The organism is Pedococcus ginsenosidimutans (assembly GCF_039544395.1).
Classification (GTDB): Bacteria; Actinomycetota; Actinomycetes; order Actinomycetales; family Dermatophilaceae; genus Pedococcus; species Pedococcus ginsenosidimutans.
Genome location: NZ_BAABLO010000001.1, coordinates 575,231 through 595,608, shown reverse-complemented (window position 1 = coordinate 595,608; position 20,378 = coordinate 575,231). Strand labels below are relative to the sequence as shown.

Below are 20,378 nucleotides of genomic sequence, written 5' to 3'. Positions count from 1 at the left end.
TGAGCCGCTGCCGCAGGCACGCGGCAGTGGTTCAGCGGACCGTCCGCCCCATCCGTGCGAGCACGGCGAAGCGGGCGCAGAGGATGACCGCCAGGCCCCCGAGCACCGTCGGCCACGTCAGCTGCTCGCGCAGGATGAGCCCGGCCCACAGCAGGCTCAGGACGGGCTGCACGAGCTGGACCTGGCTGACCCGGGCCATGGGCCCGATGGCGAGGCCGCGGTACCAGGCGAAGAACCCCAGGTACATCGACACCACTGCCAGGTAGGCGAAGGCGAGCCACTGGACGGCCGTCGCGGAGGGGGTCTGCTCGGCGACGGAGACGCTCGTGAGGACGACCATCAGGGGCGCGGACAACGCCAGGGCCCAGGACACCGTCTGCCAGGCGCCCAGCTCCCGTGCCAGCAGCCCACCCTCGGCGTACCCGACGGCCGCGGCCAGGACCGCGCCGAGGAGCAGGAGGTCCGCTCGGTCCACCGAGCCGAGCCCACCGTCCTGGAGGCCCGTGAACGTCACCACGGCCGCTGCCCCGAGGGCGGCGAACACCCAGAAGGACGCCGGGACGCGCTCCTTGCCGCGCACTACGGCCATGACGGCGGTGGCCGCCGGGAGCAGCCCGACGACGACTGCTCCGTGGGCAGCGGGAGCGGTCGTCAACGCGTACGAGGTGAGGAGCGGGAAGCCGACCACCACGCCGCCGGCCACCACGGCCAGCCGGCCCCACTGTGCCGCCCGGGGCACGGCCTGGCGGGTCACGACCAGTGCGACGCAGGCGAGGACGGAGGCGACGACCGCACGCCCGGCGCCGATGAAGAGGGGCGAGAGCCCGTCGTGGGCGGCGACACGGGTGAGCGGGACGGTGAACGAGAAGGCCGTGACCCCGACCAGTCCCCACCGGAGGCCCGACCGCGGTGCGACGGGTAGCACCGATGGCGCGGGATCGATAACGCTACTCTGTGGCTCCATGAACAACGATAGCGCAGCCCGTATCGTCGCGGTGCTGCGTTCCTGGATCGAGGCCGCGCCCCCCGGAGCCCAGCTCCCGTCGAACCGCACGCTGGTCACCCGTCACGGAGCCAGCCCCGTCACGGTGCAGAAAGCCGTGAGGCAGCTGAGCGCCCTGGGGCTCGTGGAGACCCGCCCCGGCGTCGGAACCTTCGTGAGGACCGTCCGATCCTCCCGCCCTGCCGACCTCGGGTGGCAGACCGCGGCGCTCGGCGCCCCACGCACCCGCGCCCGGGGAATCTCCGCCACGCAGCGGGCCACGGTGCCGGACGCCATCGCGCTGCACTCCGGGTACCCCGCCCGCGAGCTGCTCCCCGAGCGGCTGGTGCGCGCCGCGCTGGCCAGGGCGGCGCGCACCGAGACGGCCATGACGAGCTCCCCGGCGGCCGGGCTGCCCGAGCTGCAGTCGTGGTTCGCCGGCCAGGTCGCCGCAGCCGTCCCGGGGACCGCAGCGCCGGCGCCCCGGGAGGCGCTGATCACCCCGGGGAGCCAGAGCGGGCTCAGCTCGGTCTTCCGTGCGCTCGTGGGGCCCGGGCAGCCGCTGCTGGTCGAGTCCCCGACGTACTGGGGGGCCATCCTCGCAGCCGAGCAGACGGGCGTCGTCCTCGTGCCGGTGCCCAGCGGCGCGGGCGGCCCGGATCCCGAGGACGTCGACCGGGCCTTCGCCGCTACCGGCGCCCGGGCGTTCTACGCGCAACCGGGCTTCGCCAACCCCACCGGGGCTCAGTGGTCACCGGACACGGGCCGGGCCGTGCTCGACGTCGTCCGGCGCCGTGGGGCCTTCCTCATCGAGGACGACTGGGCCCACGACCTCGGCATCGACGACGAGGTGCAACCCCTGGTGGCGCAGGACCATGACGGCCACGTCGTCTACCTGCGCTCGCTGACCAAGTCGGTCTCACCGGCCCTGCGGGTCGCAGCGGTCATCGCGCGCGGGCCGGCGCGGGAGCGCATCCTCGCCGACCGCGCCTCCGAGGCGATGTACGTCAGCGGGCTCCTGCAGGCGGCTGCCCTCGACGTCGTCACCCAACCGGGCTGGTCGACCCACCTGCGCAGCATGCGGCTTCAGCTGAGGGCCCGGCGCGACCAGCTGCTCGAGTCGGTGCGCACGGGCGCCCCCGGCCTCCACGTCGACCAGGTGCCCCGAGGTGGCCTGAACCTCTGGGCGCGGCTTCCCGACGGCACCGATGTCCAGCAGCTCGTCCGTGACTGCGAGGCCCGCGGGCTCGCCATCGCCGGCGGCGACGAGTGGTTCCCTGCCGAACCCTCAGGTCCCTTCGTCCGCCTCAACTTCGCCGCCGAGGACCCTGCGCGGTTCCCCGAGGCCGGGCGGATCCTCGGCGAGGCCCTCCAACGCGCCTGACGGTGCCGCGCGGGGATCAGCGCGCGGGGAGCAGCACCGTGAAGGTGGTGTCGCCCGGCCGGCTCGCGAGCTCGACGCGGCCGCCGTGCGACTTCGCCACGGCGTCGACGATGCTCAGCCCCAGACCGGTGGAGCCAGCAGCGCGGTTGCGTGAGTCGTCGCCTCGGGTGAAGCGCTGGAATACGTTGCGCTGCAGGGGCTTCGGCACGCCTGGACCGTTGTCGGCGACGCTGAGGCGTACCCAGTCGCCCTCGGGTCGCACCGAGGTGACCACCTTGGTGCCGGCCGGGGTGTGCGTACGGGCGTTGGCGAGCAGGTTGGCCACGACCTGGTGGAGCCGGGCCTGGTCGCCCGCGACCTCCACCGGCTCGTCGGGGAGGTCGAGCTCCCACCGGTGCTCGGGGGCTGCGGCATGGGCGTCGCTGACCGCGTCCATGGCGAGCAGCGACAGGTCCACCGGCTCCCGCTCCAGCGGGCGGCCGGCGTCCAGGCGTGCGAGCAGGAGCAGGTCCTCGACGAGACCCTGCATCCGCAGCGCCTCGGACTCGACGCGCGACAGCGCGTGGCTCACCGAGGCGGGCACGGGCTCGCGCTCGCGACGCGACAGCTCGGCATACCCCCGGATGGAGGCGAGCGGAGTACGCAGCTCGTGGGAGGCGTCCGCGACGAACTGGCGCACGCGCTGCTCGCTCTCGTGCCGTGACTGCAGCGCGCCCTCGACGTTGTCGAGCATGCTGTTGAGGGCGAGGCCGACCTGGCCGACCTCGGTGCGGGGGTCGGCGTCGTCGGGCGGGATGCGTTCTGCGAGGGCGACGTCGCCGGAGTCCAGCTTCAGCCGGGACACCCGGGTCGCCGTGTGCGCCACGCGTTGCAGGGGAGCGAGGTTGCGCCGCACGAGCCACAGGCCGCCGCTGCCCACGAGCACGAACCCGATGATGGTGCCGCCCACGACCAGGGTGACCATCTTGTTGACGGTCTCCGTGACGCCGGCCAGGGGCAGGCCGGTGATCGTGGTCGCGCCGCTCGGGCTGCGGGTGGACACCAGGCGGTACTCGCCGAGCCCCTTGATGTCGAGCGACGTCGGGCTCTGGCCGATCCCGGCAGCATCGATCTGGGTGACCTGGGCGGTCGTCAGGGTGCCGTAGCTGTCGCCGCGCACGACACGGTTGTTGGTGACCGTGCCGCCGACGAGGGTCAGCGTGAGGAACCGTCCTGCGCCGCCGGGCGGAGCGCCCGGCGGGCGGCCACGGCCGTCGCCGTCCCCGTCGTCGGGCCCCCCGCCGAGGCGCACGGCGCTCGAGCGCAGGTCCTGGTCGAGCTGCCCCTGGAGGTAGTCGTGGAGCAGCAGCACGGTGAGCGAGGAGGTCGCCAGGGTGACGGTGAGGAACAGCCCCACCACCGTGGCCATGAGCTTCGTGCTCAGCGACCACGTCGCGGGGTGGAGGCGGTGGCGAGCCGCGCCGACAGCGGCTGCGGGGCTCATGACGCGGGCTTGAGGACGTACCCGACGCCGCGCATGGTGTGGATCATCGGCTCGCGACCGGCGTCGATCTTCTTGCGCAGGTAGGAGATGTAGAGCTCGACGACGTTGGCCTGGCCGCCGAAGTCGTAGTTCCAGACGCGGTCGAGGATCTGCGCCTTGGAGAGCACGCGCTTGGGGTTGCGCATGAGGTAGCGCAGCAGCTCGAACTCGGTGGCCGTCAGCTGGACCTGCTCGCCGCCGCGCGTCACCTCGTGGCTGTCCTCGTCCATCGTGAGGTCGCCCACGACCAGTACGGAGGAGGACTCGTCGGCCACGATCGCCGTGCGCCGCATGAGGGCGCGCAGCCGCGCGACGACCTCCTCGAGGCTGAACGGCTTGGTGACGTAGTCGTCGCCGCCGGCAGTCAGCCCCGCGACGCGGTCCTCCACGGCGTCCTTCGCCGTGAGGAAGAGCACGGGCACGCCGGCGTTGTCGCCACGCATGCGGCGCAGCACCTCGAGGCCGTCGAAGTCGGGGAGCATCATGTCGAGGGCGACGGCGTCGGGCTGGAACTCCCGGGCCGCGCGCACCGCCGCGGCGCCGGTGGCTGCCGTCCGGACCTCCCAGCCCTCGTAGCGCAGCGCCATGCTCAGCAGCTCGGTGAGGTTGCTCTCGTCGTCGACGACGAGGACCCGGACGGGGGAACCGTCGAGGCGCTGCAGGCGGGAGGAGGTGGACGGCTGCGTGTTCATGTCCCTAGGGAACACCGGATTGCTGGGCAAAGGCCACGCACAGGCTGTGCGAATTCTGTGAGGCCTCTGTGCCGGCCGACGGGCGGCGTGGCACGGGGACGGGGATGATCGACGCGTGCCAGCCGAGCGGACGCCCCCGGAGCAGAGGACCGCGGACCATGACGACCTGCGCGAGCACCCCGAGCGCTACCGCGTCGGGCGCGGCGAGCAGGGGGTGCTGACCGTGCAGCCCTACAAGGACGAGCTGCTGCCGCTGTGGCGGTTCCGCACGCCCGATGTCGCCCGTGAGAGCGCCGCCGCACTCCGCGCCGCGTTCGACCGGTACCTCGCCGCGGGCGACCTGGTCGGGGCGGACATGGCGCGCAAGTTCCTCCAGATGGGCTTCACGAGGGCGCGGCGATACGCCAACCATCCCGGGGGTCGCAAGTACGACGGCCCGGTGCCGGCCGACCGTCGCGGGCAGAGCGGCGCCCACGGCAGGGCGGAGCTGCCCCGCGGACCCGAGGACCCGGTGAAGGCCGCGTCGGCGCGGATCTTCAAGCAGGCGTGGGACGAGGTGGAGCAGGTCACTGAGTACACCTCCTGGCGCGCCGCCCACACCAAGGAGCACGGCTAGGTCGGTGCCCCACGGTGGTGGTCTCCTCGAGATGGTGGCAAACCGCTGGCGTTCGGGCGTGGGGCGATGGTCTGCCACCACCTCGAGAAGTGGGCGGGATGCAAAGTCACCCGACACGACGGGCACAGCCTGCCCACAGCCTGCGCGCCGACTCTCGGGGTGACCGAGCCACCACCACCTCGCCGGAGGCGTCCGATGACCAACCCCACGACCCCCACCGATGCCGTGCGCCACCCCAGCAGCGACCCCAGCACCGACCCGGGTGCCGATACCGCGCCGATCGGGTGGGCCACCACCCGGACGATGCCGTATGCCGCCCCTGCGGACGCGGCGCCGGCCCCTGCCCCCGCGACGGCTCCGGCCCTCAACCCGCCGGTGTGGTCCGGTCGCAAGACGGCCATCGCCGCGGCGCTGGCCATCGGCATCTCCGCGGTGGGCGCCGTCGGCGCCGCCGCGGCCCTGCCGGTCGGGTCGACCCAGGGTGGGGCGGGACAGTTCCAGCCCGGAGGGTTCGGCGGCCGCGGTCAGGGAGGGTTCGGCCAGCAGGGCGGCACGACCCAACAGCCCCCCGGGCAGGGCGGCCAGCTACCGCAGGGTGGTCCCGGCTCGGCTCCTCAGGGGCAGCTGCCCAACGGCACGAGCCAACAGGGCCGGGTCGTCCCCGGCGCACCCGGGCTGCCCGGTCAGTCCGGCGCCACACCGGCCGACCCGAACGCGGCGACGACATGACCGCCGTCTCGCTCCGGCGCGCTGGGTGGTGGTCCCGGGTCGCCCACCTCGCGCAGAACACCCCGGTGGCGCAGTCCCAGCAGGAGCCGTGGTGCGTCAAGGACTTCGGCGCCGTGCCGGTGTGCGGGTCGGTGCGCCCGCTCGCGTCGCAGCGGGCCCGCGCGGCGGTGCGGGACTAGGGGCGGATCTCCCCCGAACCACGGACCACGAGCTCGGGGGTGAGCACGACGTGGTGCGGCGCCGAGGTGTCGCCGTCGATGCGGGCGAAGAGCCGCTTGGCCACCTCGGCGCCGATCGTCCGGACGTTCTGGCGCACCACGGTCAGTGGTGGGTCGACGATGTCGGCCAGCGGGAAGTCGTCGAACCCGACCAGGGCCACGCGGCCGGCGAGCCCGCGTTGGTGCAGGGCGCGGATCGCCCCTACTGCCAACGAGTTCCGCGCCGCGAAGATCGCGGTGGGCGGGTCGTCGAGGTCGAGCAGCCGGTACACGGCGGCGATGGCGTCGTCGGACGAGCGCACCGACATCGCCGCGAGCGCCGGGTCCGGCTCGACCCCTGCGTGGCGCAGCGCTGACCGGTAGCCCTCGAGCCGGGCCTGCGCCGTCTGGATCGAGGGCATGTCGCCCACCATCGCGATACGGCGGTGGCCGTGCGCCACGAGGTGGTCGACCGCCAGGCGTGCGCCCAGCCCGTTGTCGACCGTCACCGAGTCGGTGTCGACGCCCTGCGGGCGGCGGTCGACGAACACGACCGGGAGGCCGTTGCGCAGGTCGTCGGCCAGGTAGTCCTGACGCTCGGTGGCGGGCACGAGGAGCAGGCCGTCGACGCGCCGACGGACCAGGCTCTCGACGATGCTCCGCTCCCGCTCGGGCTCCTCGTCGAGGCTGGAGGCGACGATGGCGACGTCGCGGTCGCGGGCCTCGTCCTCGAGGCTGCGCAGGAGGCTGGCGGAGAAGGAGTTGCTCACGTCCTGCAGCACCGCACCCACCATGGCGCTGCGACCGTGCGCGCGGCGCAGGTTGCTCGCCGCGAGGTTGTGGCGGTAGCCGAGCTGGGCCACGGCGCGCTCGACGCGGGCGGTGACGTCGGGGGAGACGCCGGCCTCCCGGTTGACCACCCGTGACACCGTCTTGAGGCTGACGCCGGCCAGGGCGGCGACGTCGCGCATGGTCGCTCGGGGTGGCCGACCGCTCGTTGACATCGATGTCACGATCACGGACGTAGTTGTACAGGGTCCATTGACAACAGCACAACCGGGGTCTACAAATTCTCTTGACAACGTTGTCACAGTGCGGCGACGCAGCCGCCAGAGAGGGAGCCCTTCATGTCTCGTCACACCCCCACCCTGCGCCGGACCGTCGCCGTCGCCACCATCGCCTCCACGGCCTTCGCCCTGACCGCCTGCAACCGGTCCGGCAGCTCCGACTCCGGTAGCGGCGGCGGCACCAAGACCGTCGGAGTCAGCCTCATCACCAAGGACTCCACGAACCCGTTCTTCGTCGCCATGCAGAAGGGCGCCAAGGCCGACGCGGCCAAGAACAACGTCAAGCTCACGGTCGCCTCGGGCAAGCAGGAGGGTGACGACCAGGGCCAGATCACCGCGATCGAGAACTCCATCGCCCGTGGCGACAAGGGCATCCTCATCACGCCCATGAGCACCGGCGTCAACGCAGCGATCGAGAAGGCACGCAAGGCGGGCCTGTTCGTGATCGCGCTCGACACGCCGCCCGACCCGGCGAGCACGGTCGACATCACGTTCGCCACGGACAACCGGTCGGCGGGCAAGCTCGACGGTCAGTGGGCCGCGGCGCAGATGGCCGGCAAGCCGGCCGTGATCGCCCTGCTCGACCTCTTCAACGACAAGATCGTCTCGGTCGACTACAACCGCGACCAGGGCTTCCTCGAGGGCATGGGCATCGACGTCAAGGACCCCAAGAAGAACGGTGACGAGGCCAAGACCGGCAAGTACACCGGCGGCAAGGGCGGCGACTACACGATCGTCTGCAACGAGGCCGGTCAGGGTGCCGAGGACGGTGGCCGCTCCGCGATGGAGAAGTGCCTGGCGAAGAACCCCAACATCAACCTGGTCTACACCATCAACGAGCCCACCGCGGTCGGTGCCAACGCCGCCCTCAAGGCCGCCGGCAAGACGGCCCTGATCGTCTCGGTCGACGGCGGCTGCGCCGGTGTGGCCAGCGTCAAGAGCGGTGTCATCGGTGCCACCGCCCAGCAGTACCCGCTGAAGATGGCCACCCTCGGCATGGAGGCGATCGCGAAGATCGCCAACGGCGGCGAGAAGCCGAAGCCGTCGCCGGGTCTCGACTTCTACAACACCGGCGTCGCCCTGGTCACCGACAAGAAGGCCGACGGCGTCGAGAGCATCACCTCTGACGAGGGCGCCAAGATCTGCTGGGGCAACTGACCATGACCGCTGACGTCAGCAGTGCTGCCGCCGAGTTCGCTCGGCGGCAGCACTCCCCGCTCCAGAGGGTGCAGCACCAGCTCCACGGCAGGCCGTGGCTGAGCCCCCTCTTCCTCCTGCTGGTCGCGTTCGTGGCGTTCTTCATCGCGACGCCGACCTTCCTCACCGCCAACTCCATGGGCATCCTGCTCCAGCAGACCGCGGTCGTGGCCGCCCTCGCCGTGGGCCAGACCCTCGTCATCCTCACCGCGGGGATCGACCTGTCGGTCGGCGCCGTGATGGTGCTGTCGATGATGGTGATGGCGACCCTGACCAAGGACGGCGGGCTGCCCGGCATCGTCGGGCTGCTCATCGGCGTCCTCCTGGCCGTCGTCGCCGGCTTCCTCAACGGCCTCCTGGTGACGCGGATCAACCTCCCCCCGTTCATCGTCACCCTGGGCACGCTGAGCATCTTCACCGCCATCGCGCTGCTCTACTCCGGTGGGGAGAGCATCCAGGCCGAGCACCTCCCGGGACTGCTCAACGCCCTCGGCAACGACTTCGGCATCGGGAAGTTCAGGCTCACGTGGGGCATCGTCCTGGTCGTGGTGATCTACGCGGTCATGGCGTTCGTCCTCTCCCAGACCGCGTGGGGACGGTACGTCTACGCCGTCGGTGACGACGTGGAGTCCGCGCGGCTCTCCGGTGTGCCGAGCAAGCGGATCCTGCTCGCCGTCTACACCGTGGCGGGGCTGATCTACGGGCTCGCCGCGTGGATCCTCATCGGCCGGGCAGGAGCAGCGACGCCGAACGCGGCACCCACCGCGAACCTGGACTCCATCACCGCCGTCGTCATCGGTGGCACCAGCCTCTTCGGCGGCCGCGGCCGGCTCATCGGCACCCTCATCGGGGCCCTGATCGTCCAGACCTTCGACTTCGGGCTCTCGCAGATGGGCGTCAACCAGCAGTGGCGCGTGCTGGCCACGGGCCTGCTCGTCATCGTGGCCGTCGCCATCGACCAGTGGATCAGGAGGGTCAAGGCATGAGTGCCCCGACCATGGAGGTCGCCCACGGAGGCGTCCCCGCCGGCAAGGAGGACATCTACGGCAAGGATCCCGTCCTCTCCGCCCGCAAGCTCGTCATCACCTTCGGCCGCGTCATCGGCCTCGACGGGGTCGACCTCGACCTCTACCCCGGCGAGGTGCTCGCCGTCATCGGTGACAACGGCGCGGGCAAGTCGACGCTCATCAAGTGCCTGACCGGTGCCTACACGCCTGACTCGGGCGAGATCACCCTCAGCGGTGAGCGCGTGCACTTCGCCAGGCCGCAGGACGCGCGGGCAGCCGGCATCGAGACCGTCTACCAGCAGCTGGCCGTCATCCCGGCGCTCGACATCGCGAGCAACCTCTACCTCGCCCGCGAGGAGCGCCGCAAGGGTGTCCTGGGCTCGGTCTTCCGCATGCTCGACAAGAAGGGCATGGAGAAGCGGGCCGGGCAGTCGGTGCAGGACCTCGGCATCCAGACCATCCAGAACATGGGGCAGGCCGTCGAGACCCTCTCCGGCGGTCAGCGACAGGCCGTCGCCGTCGCCCGCGCCGCGGCGTTCGGCAGCAAGGTGGTCATCCTCGACGAGCCGACCGCCGCCCTCGGTGTCAAGGAGTCGGGCATGGTGCTCGACATGATCAAGCAGCTGCGCGACCGCGGGCTGTCGGTCATCCTCATCAGCCACAACATGCCGCAGGTGTGGGAGGTGGCCGACCGCATCCACATCCAGCGGCTCGGCGGCCGGGCGGGAGTCATCACCCCGCAGTCGCACGACATGGGTGAGGGCGTCGCGATCATGACCGGGGCCAAGCGCCTGGACAGCGCGTCGTGAGCACCATCGTCGTCGGCTACATCCCGAGCCCCGAGGGGGTGGCCGCCTTCGTGCGGGCCAAGGACGAGGCCGTCCTGCGCGGCTCGCGCCTGGTGGTGGTCAACACCGGCCAGAACGGCGACTTCGCCAGCAAGTCGTTCGCCACGGCACAGGACGTCGACGCCATCGCGCACGAGCTCGCGGAGACCGGGCTCGACTACGACGTCGTCCAGCCCACGGCCGGCCTCCCGGCGGCCGAGGAGATCCTGCGGCTCGCCGAGCAGGAGGGGGCGGAGCTCATCGTCATCGGGCTGCGCCACCGCTCCCCGGTCGGCAAGCTCCTCCTCGGGAGCACCTCCCAGCAGGTCCTGCTCGACGCCTCGTGCGCCGTGCTCGCGGTGAAGGCCGCCAAGGCCGGCTCCTAGCCCCACTGCTCACCGGTACGCCGCGTGGTCGCCGTGACCACGCGGCGTACCGTTGTGTCCGGACGGGCGCGCGGGCGAACGGGCGACGGGCGGGCGGTCAGGTCCGGGCGGAGCCCAGACCCAGGACGACGGCGAGCCCGAGCGCGCTGCGCGGGTCGTACGCCGTGCGCCACAGGCCCCCGTGGACGGCGCCGCGGGCCTCCTCCTCCCACGGTGCCGCGGTCCCCCCGGCCGACGCGTCGCCCTGGTCCCCGCCGGTGCGCAGGTCGTGGACCAGCAGCGCGGCCATGAGGGTGTTGCTGGTCGCCGGCTCGAACACCTCGATGCCGAAGCGGTGCGCGCCGGCGTAGGCGGAGGCGAGGGCGCGGTTCTTGACCACCGAGCGGGTGCGGGTCGGGGGTGCCACGTTGAGGGAGGTGGTCACCCCGTCGCGCCGGGCCACGGTGGCGCGCCACCGCTGGAGCCGCTTGGCCAGGGCGTAGTTGGGGCCCTGCTGCGGGACGAGGCTGTCGTTGAGCCCCGGGTCGGAGCCCGGGGCGTAGTTGCGGCGCAGCAGGCGGCCGCCGCTGACCGTCCGCAGCGCCGGCCGCGCCACGCGCATCGCCGCCGAGGGTGCGCGGTAGGCCCGGGTGGAGAACTCGACCGCCTCCCTCGGCACCGCGAAGACGTCGGTGGGCGTCGCGAGGAACGCCAGGGCCACGTCGTCCCGACGACGCAGCAGCTCGACGCTGAGGGCGTCGACCGCGGTGGCGACGCGCACGTTCGTCGCCCCGTCGGCATACACGTAGTTGCCGAGCACGAGAGGTCCGTCGAGCGAGCCCAGCCAGTCGGCCAGCCGGGGCAGGTCGTGGACCAGGTCGCCACCGGCGTGCGCGGCGAGGTTGGACGCCGACCACGTCGAGCCGGCCACGGGGAGGTGAAGGGTGCCGGCCGAGCCCGCGGCGACCCCCAGCACCCGGTGCCAGACGTCGGGCCGCGGCAGGTCGACGCCGACGACCTCGCCGCCCCAGGAAAGCACTGCGCGCAGCGGGCCCATCTCGGCGCCGGCGCCGAGGACGACGAGCTTCTGGTCGCGCAGGTCGAGCCACTCGGGGTGGGCCACCACCTCCCGGACGGCCTCGGCCGCCGACGGCTCCATGCTCCCGGCCGCCACCCAGCGGTCGAGCTGGCGGTGCAGCGCGTCACCGCCGAGGCGCTCGCCGTGCAGCGGGATACTGAGCTCGAGCGCACGCTCACCGGTGCCGCGCACGGTCGCGGTCTCCAGTGGCGGGACGGCGCCGGTGCCGGCGGCGAACACCTCGGCCAGCGGCACCTCACCCTCTTCGGTCGCCGAGCGCATCCGGGTGTGCAGCGACTCCAGCCCTGCCCTGGCGACGTCCAGCGCAGCCTCGCCGTCACGCAGCAGGCCCGCCTCGACGAGCCGGCGGAAGTGGTCGAGGTAGCCCTGGCGCCAGTTGGTCTCGCGCTCCGCGGCCTGCGCCCCGACCGGGTCGACACCGCGCAGGGCGTCGGCGACCACGGCCCGCCCCAGCGCGGAGGTGCTCCGCCTGCCGTCGACCTCCGGGAAGACCACTCCGCTGTGAGCCATGCGGCGAGTATGCCGTGTGGCGCCCGTATCCGAGTCTTCGTCACTCGGCCCGTGAAGTGGACGCGATCCGTCCACAACACTGGGTACGGTGCCGCCATGGACACCACACCGACCCCGTGGGAACCGCCGTTGGCAGGCACCGAGGTGCAGGCCGTGCTGGGTGCGCTGGACCGCCTCCGGGCGACGTTCCGCTGGAAGGCCGACGGGCTCGACGAGCACGGCTTGCGCGCCACCGTCGGCGCCTCGAGCCTGACGCTCGGCGGCCTGCTCAAGCACCTGGCCGTCGCCGAGGACCACAACTTCGCGGTGAAGCTGTCCGGTGCCCCGATGGACCCCGTGTGGGACGACAACGGCTGGGACGGCGACGTCGACTGGGAGCTCACCTCCGCCGCCGACGACCCGCCGGAGAGGCTGTACGACCTGTACGACCGGGCGGTGGCCCGCGCGCGCGACCGCACCGACGCGGCCGTCGCAGCCGGTGGGCTCGACGGCACGGTGGCCGTCAGCGGACCGGATGGTCAGCACGCCAACCTGCGGCGGCTCCTGCTCGACATGGTCGAGGAGTACGGGCGGCACACCGGGCACGCCGACCTGCTCAGGGAAGCCGTCGACGGCCGCACTGGGGAGGACCCGCCGCCCGGCTGGCACCCGGTGTCCGGCGACGGCTGGAGGTGGGCGCAGCGATGAGCGACTACGACGACAGCAGGCGCGGCGAGGTGTTCCGCCGGCTCGACCTCAGCGGCGCCGTCTTCGACGACACCTACCTCACCGGGGCACGGTTCAAGAACGTCGACCTGCGGAGGGCGGTGATCAGGGGGTCGATGCTCCTCGACGTGGAGATCAGCGGCGAGGTCGAGCGCCTCACCGTCAACGGTGTCGACGTGACCGGTTTCGTCGAGGCCGAGCTCAACCGGCGCGACCCCGACCGGACCAGGATGCACCCCACCGACCCGGCCGGGTTCCGTGAGGCCTGGGACGTCCTCGAGCGCCGGTGGTCCGAGACGGTCGACCGGGCGCGGCGGCTCGAGGCCGTCGACCCCGAGCTGCTGCACGAGCGGGTCGACGGCGAGTGGTCGTTCATCGAGACGCTGCGCCACCTGGTCTTCGCCACCGACGCGTGGATCCGCCGGGCGCTGCTCGGCGACCCGGCGCCGTGGAGCCCGCTCGACCTGCCCCACGACGACATGGGCGACATCCCGTCCGTGCCCCGCGACCACGACGCACGCCCCTCCCTCGACGAGGTGCTCGAGCTGCGGAGTGACCGGATGGCCACGATGCGCGAGGTCGTCGACGGCCTCACCGACGAGCAGCTCGCCGGGGTGACCACCCCCGTGACGGACCCGGGTTACCCCGAGCCCGAGGCGTATCCCGTACAGCGCGTGGTCGGGTGCATCGTCAACGAGGAGTGGCACCACCACGCCTACGCCACCCGTGACCTCGCGGTGCTCGAGGCCCGCTTGCCGACGCGCCCGGTCCCCCAGAACTGAGACGGGGGCGCTGGGGTGACGAGCTCGTCACCCCAGCGCCCCCGAAGTCGGGACCGGTTCGGTCAGGCCATGCCGAGGCGGGCCTTGAGGCCGTCGAGCTCGACCTGCAGCTGCGTCGGCAGCGTCTCGCCGAACTTGGCGAACCACTCCTCGATCTGCGGGATCTCGGCCTTCCACTCCTCGGCGTCGACGGCCAGCGCCTGCTCGAGGGCGGCGTCGCTCATGTCCAGGCCGGTGGTGTCGAGCGACTCCGGCGTCGGCACGTGGCCGATCGGGGTCTCGACCGCCGCGGCCTTGCCCTCGATGCGCTCGATGGCCCACTTCAGCACGCGGCTGTTCTCACCGAACCCGGGCCACAGGAAGCCGCCCTCGTCGTCGCGGCGGAACCAGTTGACGTAGAAGATCTTCGGGAGCTTGGTCGCGTCGGCGTCCTTGCCCACGTTGATCCAGTGCTGGAAGTAGTCGCCGGCGTTGTAACCGATGAACGGCAGCATGGCCATGGGGTCGCGGCGGACGACGCCGACCGCGCCGGTCGCTGCCGCGGTCGTCTCCGAGGAGAGCGTGGCGCCCATGAACGTGCCGTGCATCCAGTCGCGGGCCTCGGTGACCAGCGGGACCGTCGTCTTGCGGCGGCCGCCGAAGAAGATCGCCGAGATCGGCACACCCTTGGGGTCGTAGTACTCCTCGGCCAGGATGTCGCACTGCTCGATGGGGGTGCAGTAGCGGCTGTTGGCGTGGCTGGACAGCTCCTCGGAGTCGGGCGTCCAGTCCTCGCCCTTCCAGCTGGTGGCGTGGGCCGGCATGTTCTCCAGGCCCTCCCACCAGATGTCGCCGTCGTCGGTGAGCGCGACGTTGGTGAAGACCGAGTTGCCCTTGTTGATGGTCTTCATGGCGTTGGGGTTGGTGTGCTCGTTGGTGCCGGGCGCGACGCCGAAGAACCCGAACTCGGGGTTCACGGCGTACAGCCGGCCGTCCTCGCCGAAACGCATCCACGCGATGTCGTCGCCGAGGGTCTCGACCTTCCAGCCCGGGATGGTCGGGGCCAGCATGGCCAGGTTGGTCTTGCCGCAGGCGCTCGGGAACGCAGCGGCGATGTAGTAGACCTGCTGCTCGGGGGAGATGAGCTTGAGGATGAGCATGTGCTCGGCCAGCCAGCCCTCGTCGCGGGCCATGACGCTGGCGATGCGCAGGGAGTAGCACTTCTTGCCGAGCAGGGCGTTGCCGCCGTAGCCGGAGCCGTAGCTCCAGATCATGCGCTCCTCGGGGAACTGCACGATGTACTTCTCGGGGTTGCAGGGCCACTTCACGTCCTGCTGGCCCGGCTCGAGCGGGGCGCCGACCGAGTGCAGCGCGGGGACGTAGTTGGCCTTGTCGCCGAGCTCCTCGATGCGGCGCAGGACGTTGACGCCGGTGCGCGCCATGACGCGCATGGAGACCACGACGTACTCCGAGTCGGTGATCTCCACGCCGAACATCGGGTTCTCGGCGTTGAGGTGCCCCATGACGAACGGGATGACGTACATGGTGCGGCCCTTCATGCAGCCGGCGTAGAGCCCGCGCATGAGGTCCTTCATCTCGTTCGGGTCCATCCAGTTGTTGGTGGGCCCGGCGTCCTTCTCGTCCACGGAGCAGATGAAGGTGCGGTCCTCGACCCGGGCGACGTCGGTGGGGTCGGAGGCGGCGTAGAAGCTGTTGGGCTTCTTGGACTCGTCGAGCCGCACGAACGTGCCGGCCGCCACGAGCTTGTCGGTGAGCCGGGTCCACTCGGCGTCGGAGCCGGTCACCCACTCGATCTGGTCAGGGGTGGTCAAAGCGGCCACCTCGTCGACCCATGCCTGGAGGCCTGCGTGCGTGGTGCCCCCAGCCCGCTGGTCGGTGTGCTGCGTCGCCTCGGTCGTCATGCTGATCGGCCGTCCCTTTCGCCCGGGTCCGTGGCCCCGGAACCGTGAGGTCAATGCGCCCCTGTCGATGTGGGACGTCCCCGGGGGAGTCCACATGCTGAACGCTTCTGGTCTGGCCAAGGTAGACCCGCCGCCGAGGTGGCCGGTACCACCGACGGCGGAGATCGCTCGTGAAAAGCCTCACAACCAGCGAGTAGGCCTGACCTGCGTGTTTGGTTCTTGCAAGGCCTGCAAGAAACCCCCGAAGCACCCGGCTTTTCTTGCCCGGGTCCGGTCCGCGTGACCGGTGGCGTCGACCGCCCGAGGAGTCGATTTCGTGGGCGAGGGGGTGAGCCGGTAGTCTTTCCCGTCGTTGCTCCGGGCGATCCCCGGGGCAGCACTGGCGCCCGTAGCTCAACGGATAGAGCATCTGACTACGGATCAGAAGGTTAGGGGTTCGAATCCCTTCGGGCGCACTCTGTGTTGAGACAGAACGACGAAGCCCCGGTCCCTCGGACCGGGGCTTCGTCGCGTCTGGAGTGAATCCCGTCTGCAGTGAGTCGGGTCGGCGCTCAGCGGGGCGCGGGGGACAGGTGGGCGCGCAGGGCGACGTAGACCTTGCGGACACCGATGGCCTGCTGCAGGTCGTCCTCGATCCGGGTGAAGAACTCGCGACGGTAGGTGTCGTCGATGACCGCCTGCACGGTGAAGTACAGCCCGGCGAACCCGGACAGGAACACGGCCACCGAGAACAGCTCGTCGCTGACGAGGTGAAGGGGGCCGGTGAAGTGCGGCGGCGCGCCGACCCAGGTCTCGATGACCGACGACTGGATGGCGACCGAGCCGAACACCACGAAGAACGCGAACACGATCAGGACGAGCGACAGCATCTGGACCGCCTGGGCGACGAACAGCATCAGCATCAGGTTGCGACGCTGCAGCGGGGGCAGGCGGATCCCCGCGACCTCGGAGGCCAGGTGCGGCTCGGCCAGGATCTCGCGGGCGGCTGATGCGACGGGGGTGCCCTGGCACGTGACGGCGAGCCGTTCGCCCTCGACCTCCACCCCGACCCGGGCGATCTCCGTCGCGAAGGAGGGGGCGAGGAACGCCACCGCCATGAGCGCGAAGATCCCGACGCTGACCCACAGCAGCGGCCGGGGGAGGGCGGCGCAGACCTGCCACACCTCGGTGTTGATGAACAGGAACGTGATGAACAGCAGCAGGAACGGTAGGGCGCGGGTGGCGAGCGGGCCGATCAGCGAGCGGTTCTCCCAGGCGTGGCGCAGCGCCCAGCGTCCGATGAGCCGGACCCGGAAGACGCGTACCGCGCGGGCCAGCGCGCCCCCGAGCAGCACGGCCACGGCCAGGCCCACTACCTCCGCGGCCGACCAGTGCAGCGCGAGGCCCAGAAGCGCGGCAGCCGCGGCCGGCACGGCGAGCAGCACGCTCCACAGCCCGACGACCCGAGGGGCCAGGGCCCGCTGGATCGCCTCGTGGCCGGACTCGACGAAGTAGGGCAGGCCGTTGTCGTCGAACCAGCGCTCGCACTTCGCGACGTCGTTCGTGGTGAGCACCGGCCCACCCTCTCAGGTGGGCGGACGTGCCACGGGGCAGGCGCGCGAAGCGGTCAGGAGACGCAGAACTCGTTGCCCTCGGGGTCCCGCAGGGTCACCGCGAAGTAGTCGGCCCCCTCGGGTGCGTTGACGTACGCGACGGTCGCGCCGAGGCGCACGAGGCGTTGCGCCTCCGCCTCGACGGCGGCGCGGCGCTCCGCGTACGGTGCGCTTTCCCGACCGGGCGTGTGGCGCAGGTCGAGGTGCAGCCTGTTCTTGGTGGTCTTGCCCTCGGGTACCTGCTGGAACCAGATCCGCGGCAGGACGCCCTCGGGGTCGATGATCGCGCCACTGCCGTCCTCGGCACCCTCGAGGTCCTCGTCGGGGATGCCGGCCGCGCGCCAGTAGTCCAGCCAGCTGGCCCAGCCGGAGGGTGCCGGCTCGGCGACGTAGCCGAGGGCGGCGCACCAGAACTCCACGAGCCGGGCGGTGTCGGAGCAGTCCACCGTGAGCTGCCAGGTCTTGGTCATGCCCCGAGTCTGTCAGCGAGCGGTGTCAGCCGGGAGGGTCGGCGCGAGGATCAGCCGCGAGCAGCCGGGCCGGCCGGGTTGCCTGCGGCGGTGAAGTGCTCGCCCCACCGGCGCAGGAGCTCGTGGACCTCGACCGGTGCCTCCTCGATCGTGAAGGGGGCCTCCAGCACGCCGAGGCCGAAGACCGCCCAGTGCGCCTGCCGACCCTCCATCTGGATGCGACACCTCTGAGCATCCACGGCCGTGACGGTCGCCCACCGCCCGATACGCGCCTCCACCTTCGCCGCGGACGCGTCCACGAGGGCGGTGACCGCGGTGCCGATCTCCCTGCGGGACAAGCCCTTTCGCACGTAGGCCGCCGCGTCCCCGCCGGGCACCTCGCGCGGGCGGAACCGGGCACGGGTGCCGAGGGGGTCGGTGAGCCGGTCGAGCCGGAACGAGCGCCAGTCCTGCCGGTCGAGGTCGTACGCCAGCAGGTACCAGCGGCGGCCCACGGTCACGAGCCGGTGGGGCTCGACGTGGCGCCGGACCTGGGCGCCGGCGCTGGCGCCCCCGCGCGCCTCGTAGGTGAACCGGACCCGCTCGGTGTCGCGGATCGCCTGGGCCACGCTGGCCAGGACGTCGGCGTGGACCGCGGGCGCCTGGGCGAACGGGGAGTCGTCGGTGACCGCACGCAGCGCCTCCGCCCGCCGGCGCAGCCTGGGTGGCAGCACCTGGACGACCTTCGACAGGGCGCTGACCGAGGCCTGCGACAGGTCGCCCGCGGTGAGCTGGGCGGCTCCGTTGAGGGCGACGACCATCGCGATCGCCTCGTCCTCCTCGACCGTGAGCGGGGGCATCGTCGCGCCGGCCCCGAGCTGGTAGCCGCCCTCGACGCCACGTACCGAGTCCACGGGGTATCCGAGCTCGCGCAGCCGCTCGACGTCGCGGCGCAGGGTGCGCTCGGACACCTCGAGCCGTCCGGCGAGCTCGGGGCCGGACCAGAAGCGGTGGGTCTGGAGCAGGGACAGCAGGCGCAGCGTCCGGGAGCTGGTGTTGGCCATGTCCTCAAGGATGCCCGAGAAAGCGGTCAGGAACTGACCGGAAGGATCCCTAGCGTCGATGACGGAAGCACCCGGACCATCCCCATCCACGAGGAGACCACCATGACCGCCACCGTCGCCGTCGACGAACCTGCAGGCGTCCAAGCCCCCGAGGGCGCCGTCGCCCGCAGCCCCCTGCCGTACGGGCGGGCGCGCACCATCGCCCTGCTCAGCCTCTTCCTCGCCTCCACCATGGAGCTGCTCGACACCACGATCGTCAACGTCGCCCTGCCCACCATCGAGACCGGCCTGCGGGCGAGCGCGGCGCAGCTGCAGTGGATGGTCGCGGCCTACCCCCTCGCGTTCGCCGTCGGCCTCATCACGGGTTCACGCCTCGGCGACCTGTGGGGCCGCAAGAAGGTCTTCCTCGCCGGACTGGTGGGCTTCACGCTCATGTCGGCCGCGTGCGGCTTCGCCCCGGACGCCTCGGCCCTGGTCGGCTTCCGCGCGCTGCAGGGCCTGGCCGCGGCCGCGATGATCCCGCAGGTGCTGTCCAGCCTGCAGGTCATGTACGCCCCGCACGAGCGGGCCAAGGCGATGGGCATGTTCACCGGGCTCGCCGGGCTCTCCGCCGTCCTGGGCCCGGTCATCGGTGCCCTGCTCACCGAGGCCGACCTCGGTGGCCTCGGCTGGCGCTCGATCTTCCTCGTCAACGTCCCGTTCGGCGCCCTCGCGGTCGTCGCCGCGCTGCGCTGGGTGCCCGAGTCCGTGGCCACCGGCCGCCCGCGGGTCGACCTGCGCGGGGTCACCGTCCTGGCCGCGGGGCTGCTCGCGGTGCTCTACCCCCTCACCATGGGTCGCGAGCTCGGGTGGCCGGCCTGGGTGTACGCCGCGATGGCCGCCGGTGCCGTGGTGCTCGGGGTCTTCGCCCGCTCCCAGGTGCGCGCCGAGCGGGCCGGGCGCGAGCCGCTCGTCGCGACGAGCCTCTACCGCGGCCGCGGGTTCGCCGCCGGCTCGGCCCTGAACGCGCTGCTGTTCCTCGCGATGAGCTCGTACTTCCTGTGCCAGACCGTCTACCTGCAGGCGGGTCTCGGCTGGTCGGTGCTCAAGGCCGGGCTCGCCGGGGTGCCGTTCGCGTTGACGACGACGATGTTCGCCGGCGTCGGGGTGGTCGTGCTCGCGCCGCGGATCGGGCGTCGGGTGCTGCAGGTCGGTGCGTTGACGTGGGCCGCCGGGGCCGTGCTGTTCGCCCTCGCCGTCCACGGCGCCGACTCGGGCACCTCGGTCTGGTCCTTCGTGCCGGCGTTCGTCGTGGCCGGGGCCGGGTTCGGCCTCATGGTGTCGCCGATCGGTGTCTTCACCCTGGCGGACGTGCCCGTGGACAAGGCGGGTTCGGCGTCGGGCCTGTTCAGCACCACGGGCCAGCTGTCCGGCGCGGCGGGCGTCGCGGTGGTCGGCTCGGTGTTCTTCTCCGTGGTCGAGAGCCACGCGTCCTCGGTGCCCGTCGAGATGTTCCGTCCCGCGATGGAGGTCGCGCTCGCGATCCTCGTCGGGCTCATGCTCGTGGCCGCCGTGGTGGCCCGCCAGCTGCCCGCGATGCCCGTCGCGGCCGACCGGGCCGCCGGCTCCAGCGGGCACTGAGACCGCCGCCGTCCGGGCACGTCGGCCGGCGCCAGCACCCAGGTGCTCGCGCCGGCCGCGCGTGCTCGTGG

20 protein-coding genes and 1 tRNA gene are annotated in these 20,378 nt (G+C 72.0%); 12 read left to right on the top strand and 9 right to left on the bottom strand.

Annotated elements, in window-relative coordinates:
* Positions 1–31: 31 nt before the first annotated feature.
* Positions 32–964, bottom strand: coding sequence for a DMT family transporter (locus ABEA42_RS02985; RefSeq protein WP_425571977.1), 933 nt, complete (start codon positions 962–964; stop codon positions 32–34).
* Between ABEA42_RS02985 and ABEA42_RS02980 the strand changes: the two genes are divergently transcribed.
* Positions 963–2,366, top strand: coding sequence for an aminotransferase-like domain-containing protein (locus tag ABEA42_RS02980; protein WP_345501065.1), 1,404 nt, complete (start codon positions 963–965; stop codon positions 2,364–2,366). The genes ABEA42_RS02985 and ABEA42_RS02980 overlap by 2 nt on opposite strands.
* Positions 2,367–2,382: 16 nt before the next feature.
* Here the strand turns inward: ABEA42_RS02980 and ABEA42_RS02975 are convergent, their stop codons facing one another.
* Both ABEA42_RS02975 and ABEA42_RS02970 read right to left on the bottom strand, forming a co-directional pair.
* Positions 2,383–3,849 carry a sensor histidine kinase gene (locus tag ABEA42_RS02975; RefSeq protein ID WP_345501064.1) on the bottom strand — a complete coding sequence of 489 codons (1,467 nt, stop codon included), beginning with the start codon at positions 3,847–3,849 and terminating at the stop codon, positions 2,383–2,385.
* The gene (locus tag ABEA42_RS02970; protein ID WP_345501063.1) at positions 3,846–4,580 is read right to left on the bottom strand and encodes a response regulator transcription factor; all 735 of its coding nucleotides are present in this window, start codon (positions 4,578–4,580) and stop codon (positions 3,846–3,848) included. The genes ABEA42_RS02975 and ABEA42_RS02970 overlap by 4 nt, the downstream gene beginning before the upstream one ends.
* 115 nt (positions 4,581–4,695) lie before the next feature.
* On the opposite strand from ABEA42_RS02970, the gene ABEA42_RS02965 reads away from it, so the two are divergent.
* The 3 genes from ABEA42_RS02965 (at position 4,696) to ABEA42_RS02955 (ending at position 6,104) form a co-directional block, all read left to right on the top strand.
* Complete coding sequence (locus tag ABEA42_RS02965; RefSeq protein ID WP_345501061.1) at positions 4,696–5,196, top strand: DUF4385 domain-containing protein; 501 nt, start codon at positions 4,696–4,698, stop codon at positions 5,194–5,196.
* Between the two features lie 195 nt (positions 5,197–5,391).
* Positions 5,392–5,925, top strand: coding sequence for a hypothetical protein (locus ABEA42_RS02960; RefSeq protein WP_345501059.1), 534 nt, complete (start codon positions 5,392–5,394; stop codon positions 5,923–5,925).
* Positions 5,922–6,104: a hypothetical protein gene (locus ABEA42_RS02955; protein WP_345501057.1), complete on the top strand. Its 183-nt coding sequence runs from the start codon at positions 5,922–5,924 to the stop codon at positions 6,102–6,104. The genes ABEA42_RS02960 and ABEA42_RS02955 overlap by 4 nt, the downstream gene beginning before the upstream one ends.
* On the opposite strand, the gene ABEA42_RS02950 is transcribed toward ABEA42_RS02955, so the two are convergent.
* Positions 6,101–7,093, bottom strand: coding sequence for a LacI family DNA-binding transcriptional regulator (locus ABEA42_RS02950; RefSeq protein ID WP_345501056.1), 993 nt, complete (start codon positions 7,091–7,093; stop codon positions 6,101–6,103). The genes ABEA42_RS02955 and ABEA42_RS02950 overlap by 4 nt on opposite strands.
* 156 nt (positions 7,094–7,249) lie before the next feature.
* On the opposite strand from ABEA42_RS02950, the gene ABEA42_RS02945 reads away from it, so the two are divergent.
* The 4 genes from ABEA42_RS02945 to ABEA42_RS02930 are packed head-to-tail and all read left to right on the top strand — an operon-like array spanning position 7,250 to position 10,606.
* Entirely contained in the window at positions 7,250–8,347 is a 1,098-nt protein-coding gene (locus tag ABEA42_RS02945; protein WP_345501055.1) for a substrate-binding domain-containing protein, read from the top strand.
* A 2-nt stretch (positions 8,348–8,349) separates the two neighbouring features.
* Entirely contained in the window at positions 8,350–9,372 is a 1,023-nt protein-coding gene (locus ABEA42_RS02940) for an ABC transporter permease (RefSeq protein WP_345501054.1), read from the top strand.
* A gap of 11 nt (positions 9,373–9,383) precedes the next feature.
* On the top strand, positions 9,384–10,202 hold the full coding sequence (locus ABEA42_RS02935; protein WP_345501418.1) for an ATP-binding cassette domain-containing protein: 819 nt from the start codon (positions 9,384–9,386) through the stop codon (positions 10,200–10,202).
* Positions 10,199–10,606, top strand: a complete 408-nt coding sequence (locus ABEA42_RS02930) for a universal stress protein (protein ID WP_345501053.1) — start codon at positions 10,199–10,201, stop codon at positions 10,604–10,606. Before ABEA42_RS02935 ends, ABEA42_RS02930 begins: the two co-directional genes overlap by 4 nt.
* A gap of 97 nt (positions 10,607–10,703) precedes the next feature.
* On the opposite strand, the gene ABEA42_RS02925 is transcribed toward ABEA42_RS02930, so the two are convergent.
* Positions 10,704–12,194, bottom strand: coding sequence for a hypothetical protein (locus ABEA42_RS02925; RefSeq protein WP_345501052.1), 1,491 nt, complete (start codon positions 12,192–12,194; stop codon positions 10,704–10,706).
* Positions 12,195–12,290: 96 nt separating this feature from the next.
* Between ABEA42_RS02925 and ABEA42_RS02920 the strand changes: the two genes are divergently transcribed.
* Together ABEA42_RS02920 and ABEA42_RS02915 are read left to right on the top strand one after the other, a co-directional pair.
* Positions 12,291–12,881, top strand: coding sequence for a DinB family protein (locus ABEA42_RS02920; protein WP_345501051.1), 591 nt, complete (start codon positions 12,291–12,293; stop codon positions 12,879–12,881).
* Positions 12,878–13,681, top strand: a complete 804-nt coding sequence (locus tag ABEA42_RS02915; protein ID WP_345501049.1) for a DinB family protein — start codon at positions 12,878–12,880, stop codon at positions 13,679–13,681. The genes ABEA42_RS02920 and ABEA42_RS02915 overlap by 4 nt, the downstream gene beginning before the upstream one ends.
* A 62-nt stretch (positions 13,682–13,743) precedes the next feature.
* Here ABEA42_RS02915 and ABEA42_RS02910 read toward each other — a convergent pair whose 3' ends face one another.
* On the bottom strand, positions 13,744–15,582 hold the full coding sequence (locus ABEA42_RS02910; protein WP_345501047.1) for a phosphoenolpyruvate carboxykinase (GTP): 1,839 nt from the start codon (positions 15,580–15,582) through the stop codon (positions 13,744–13,746).
* Between the two features lie 382 nt (positions 15,583–15,964).
* Here ABEA42_RS02910 and ABEA42_RS02905 point away from each other — a divergent pair.
* Positions 15,965–16,037: transfer RNA gene (locus tag ABEA42_RS02905), tRNA-Arg, on the top strand.
* A gap of 96 nt (positions 16,038–16,133) precedes the next feature.
* Here the strand turns inward: ABEA42_RS02905 and ABEA42_RS02900 are convergent.
* From ABEA42_RS02900 to ABEA42_RS02890, 3 genes are read right to left on the bottom strand one after another with little or no spacing between them, the layout of a single operon-like run.
* Positions 16,134–17,135, bottom strand: a complete 1,002-nt coding sequence (locus ABEA42_RS02900) for a hypothetical protein (protein WP_345501046.1) — start codon at positions 17,133–17,135, stop codon at positions 16,134–16,136.
* A 53-nt stretch (positions 17,136–17,188) separates the two neighbouring features.
* On the bottom strand, positions 17,189–17,644 hold the full coding sequence (locus tag ABEA42_RS02895; RefSeq protein ID WP_345501045.1) for a VOC family protein: 456 nt from the start codon (positions 17,642–17,644) through the stop codon (positions 17,189–17,191).
* Positions 17,645–17,694: 50 nt separating this feature from the next.
* Complete coding sequence (locus tag ABEA42_RS02890; protein ID WP_345501043.1) at positions 17,695–18,687, bottom strand: helix-turn-helix transcriptional regulator; 993 nt, start codon at positions 18,685–18,687, stop codon at positions 17,695–17,697.
* Positions 18,688–18,789: 102 nt separating this feature from the next.
* Between ABEA42_RS02890 and ABEA42_RS02885 the strand changes: the two genes are divergently transcribed.
* Complete coding sequence (locus tag ABEA42_RS02885; RefSeq protein WP_345501042.1) at positions 18,790–20,307, top strand: MFS transporter; 1,518 nt, start codon at positions 18,790–18,792, stop codon at positions 20,305–20,307.
* Positions 20,308–20,378 lie beyond the last annotated feature (71 nt).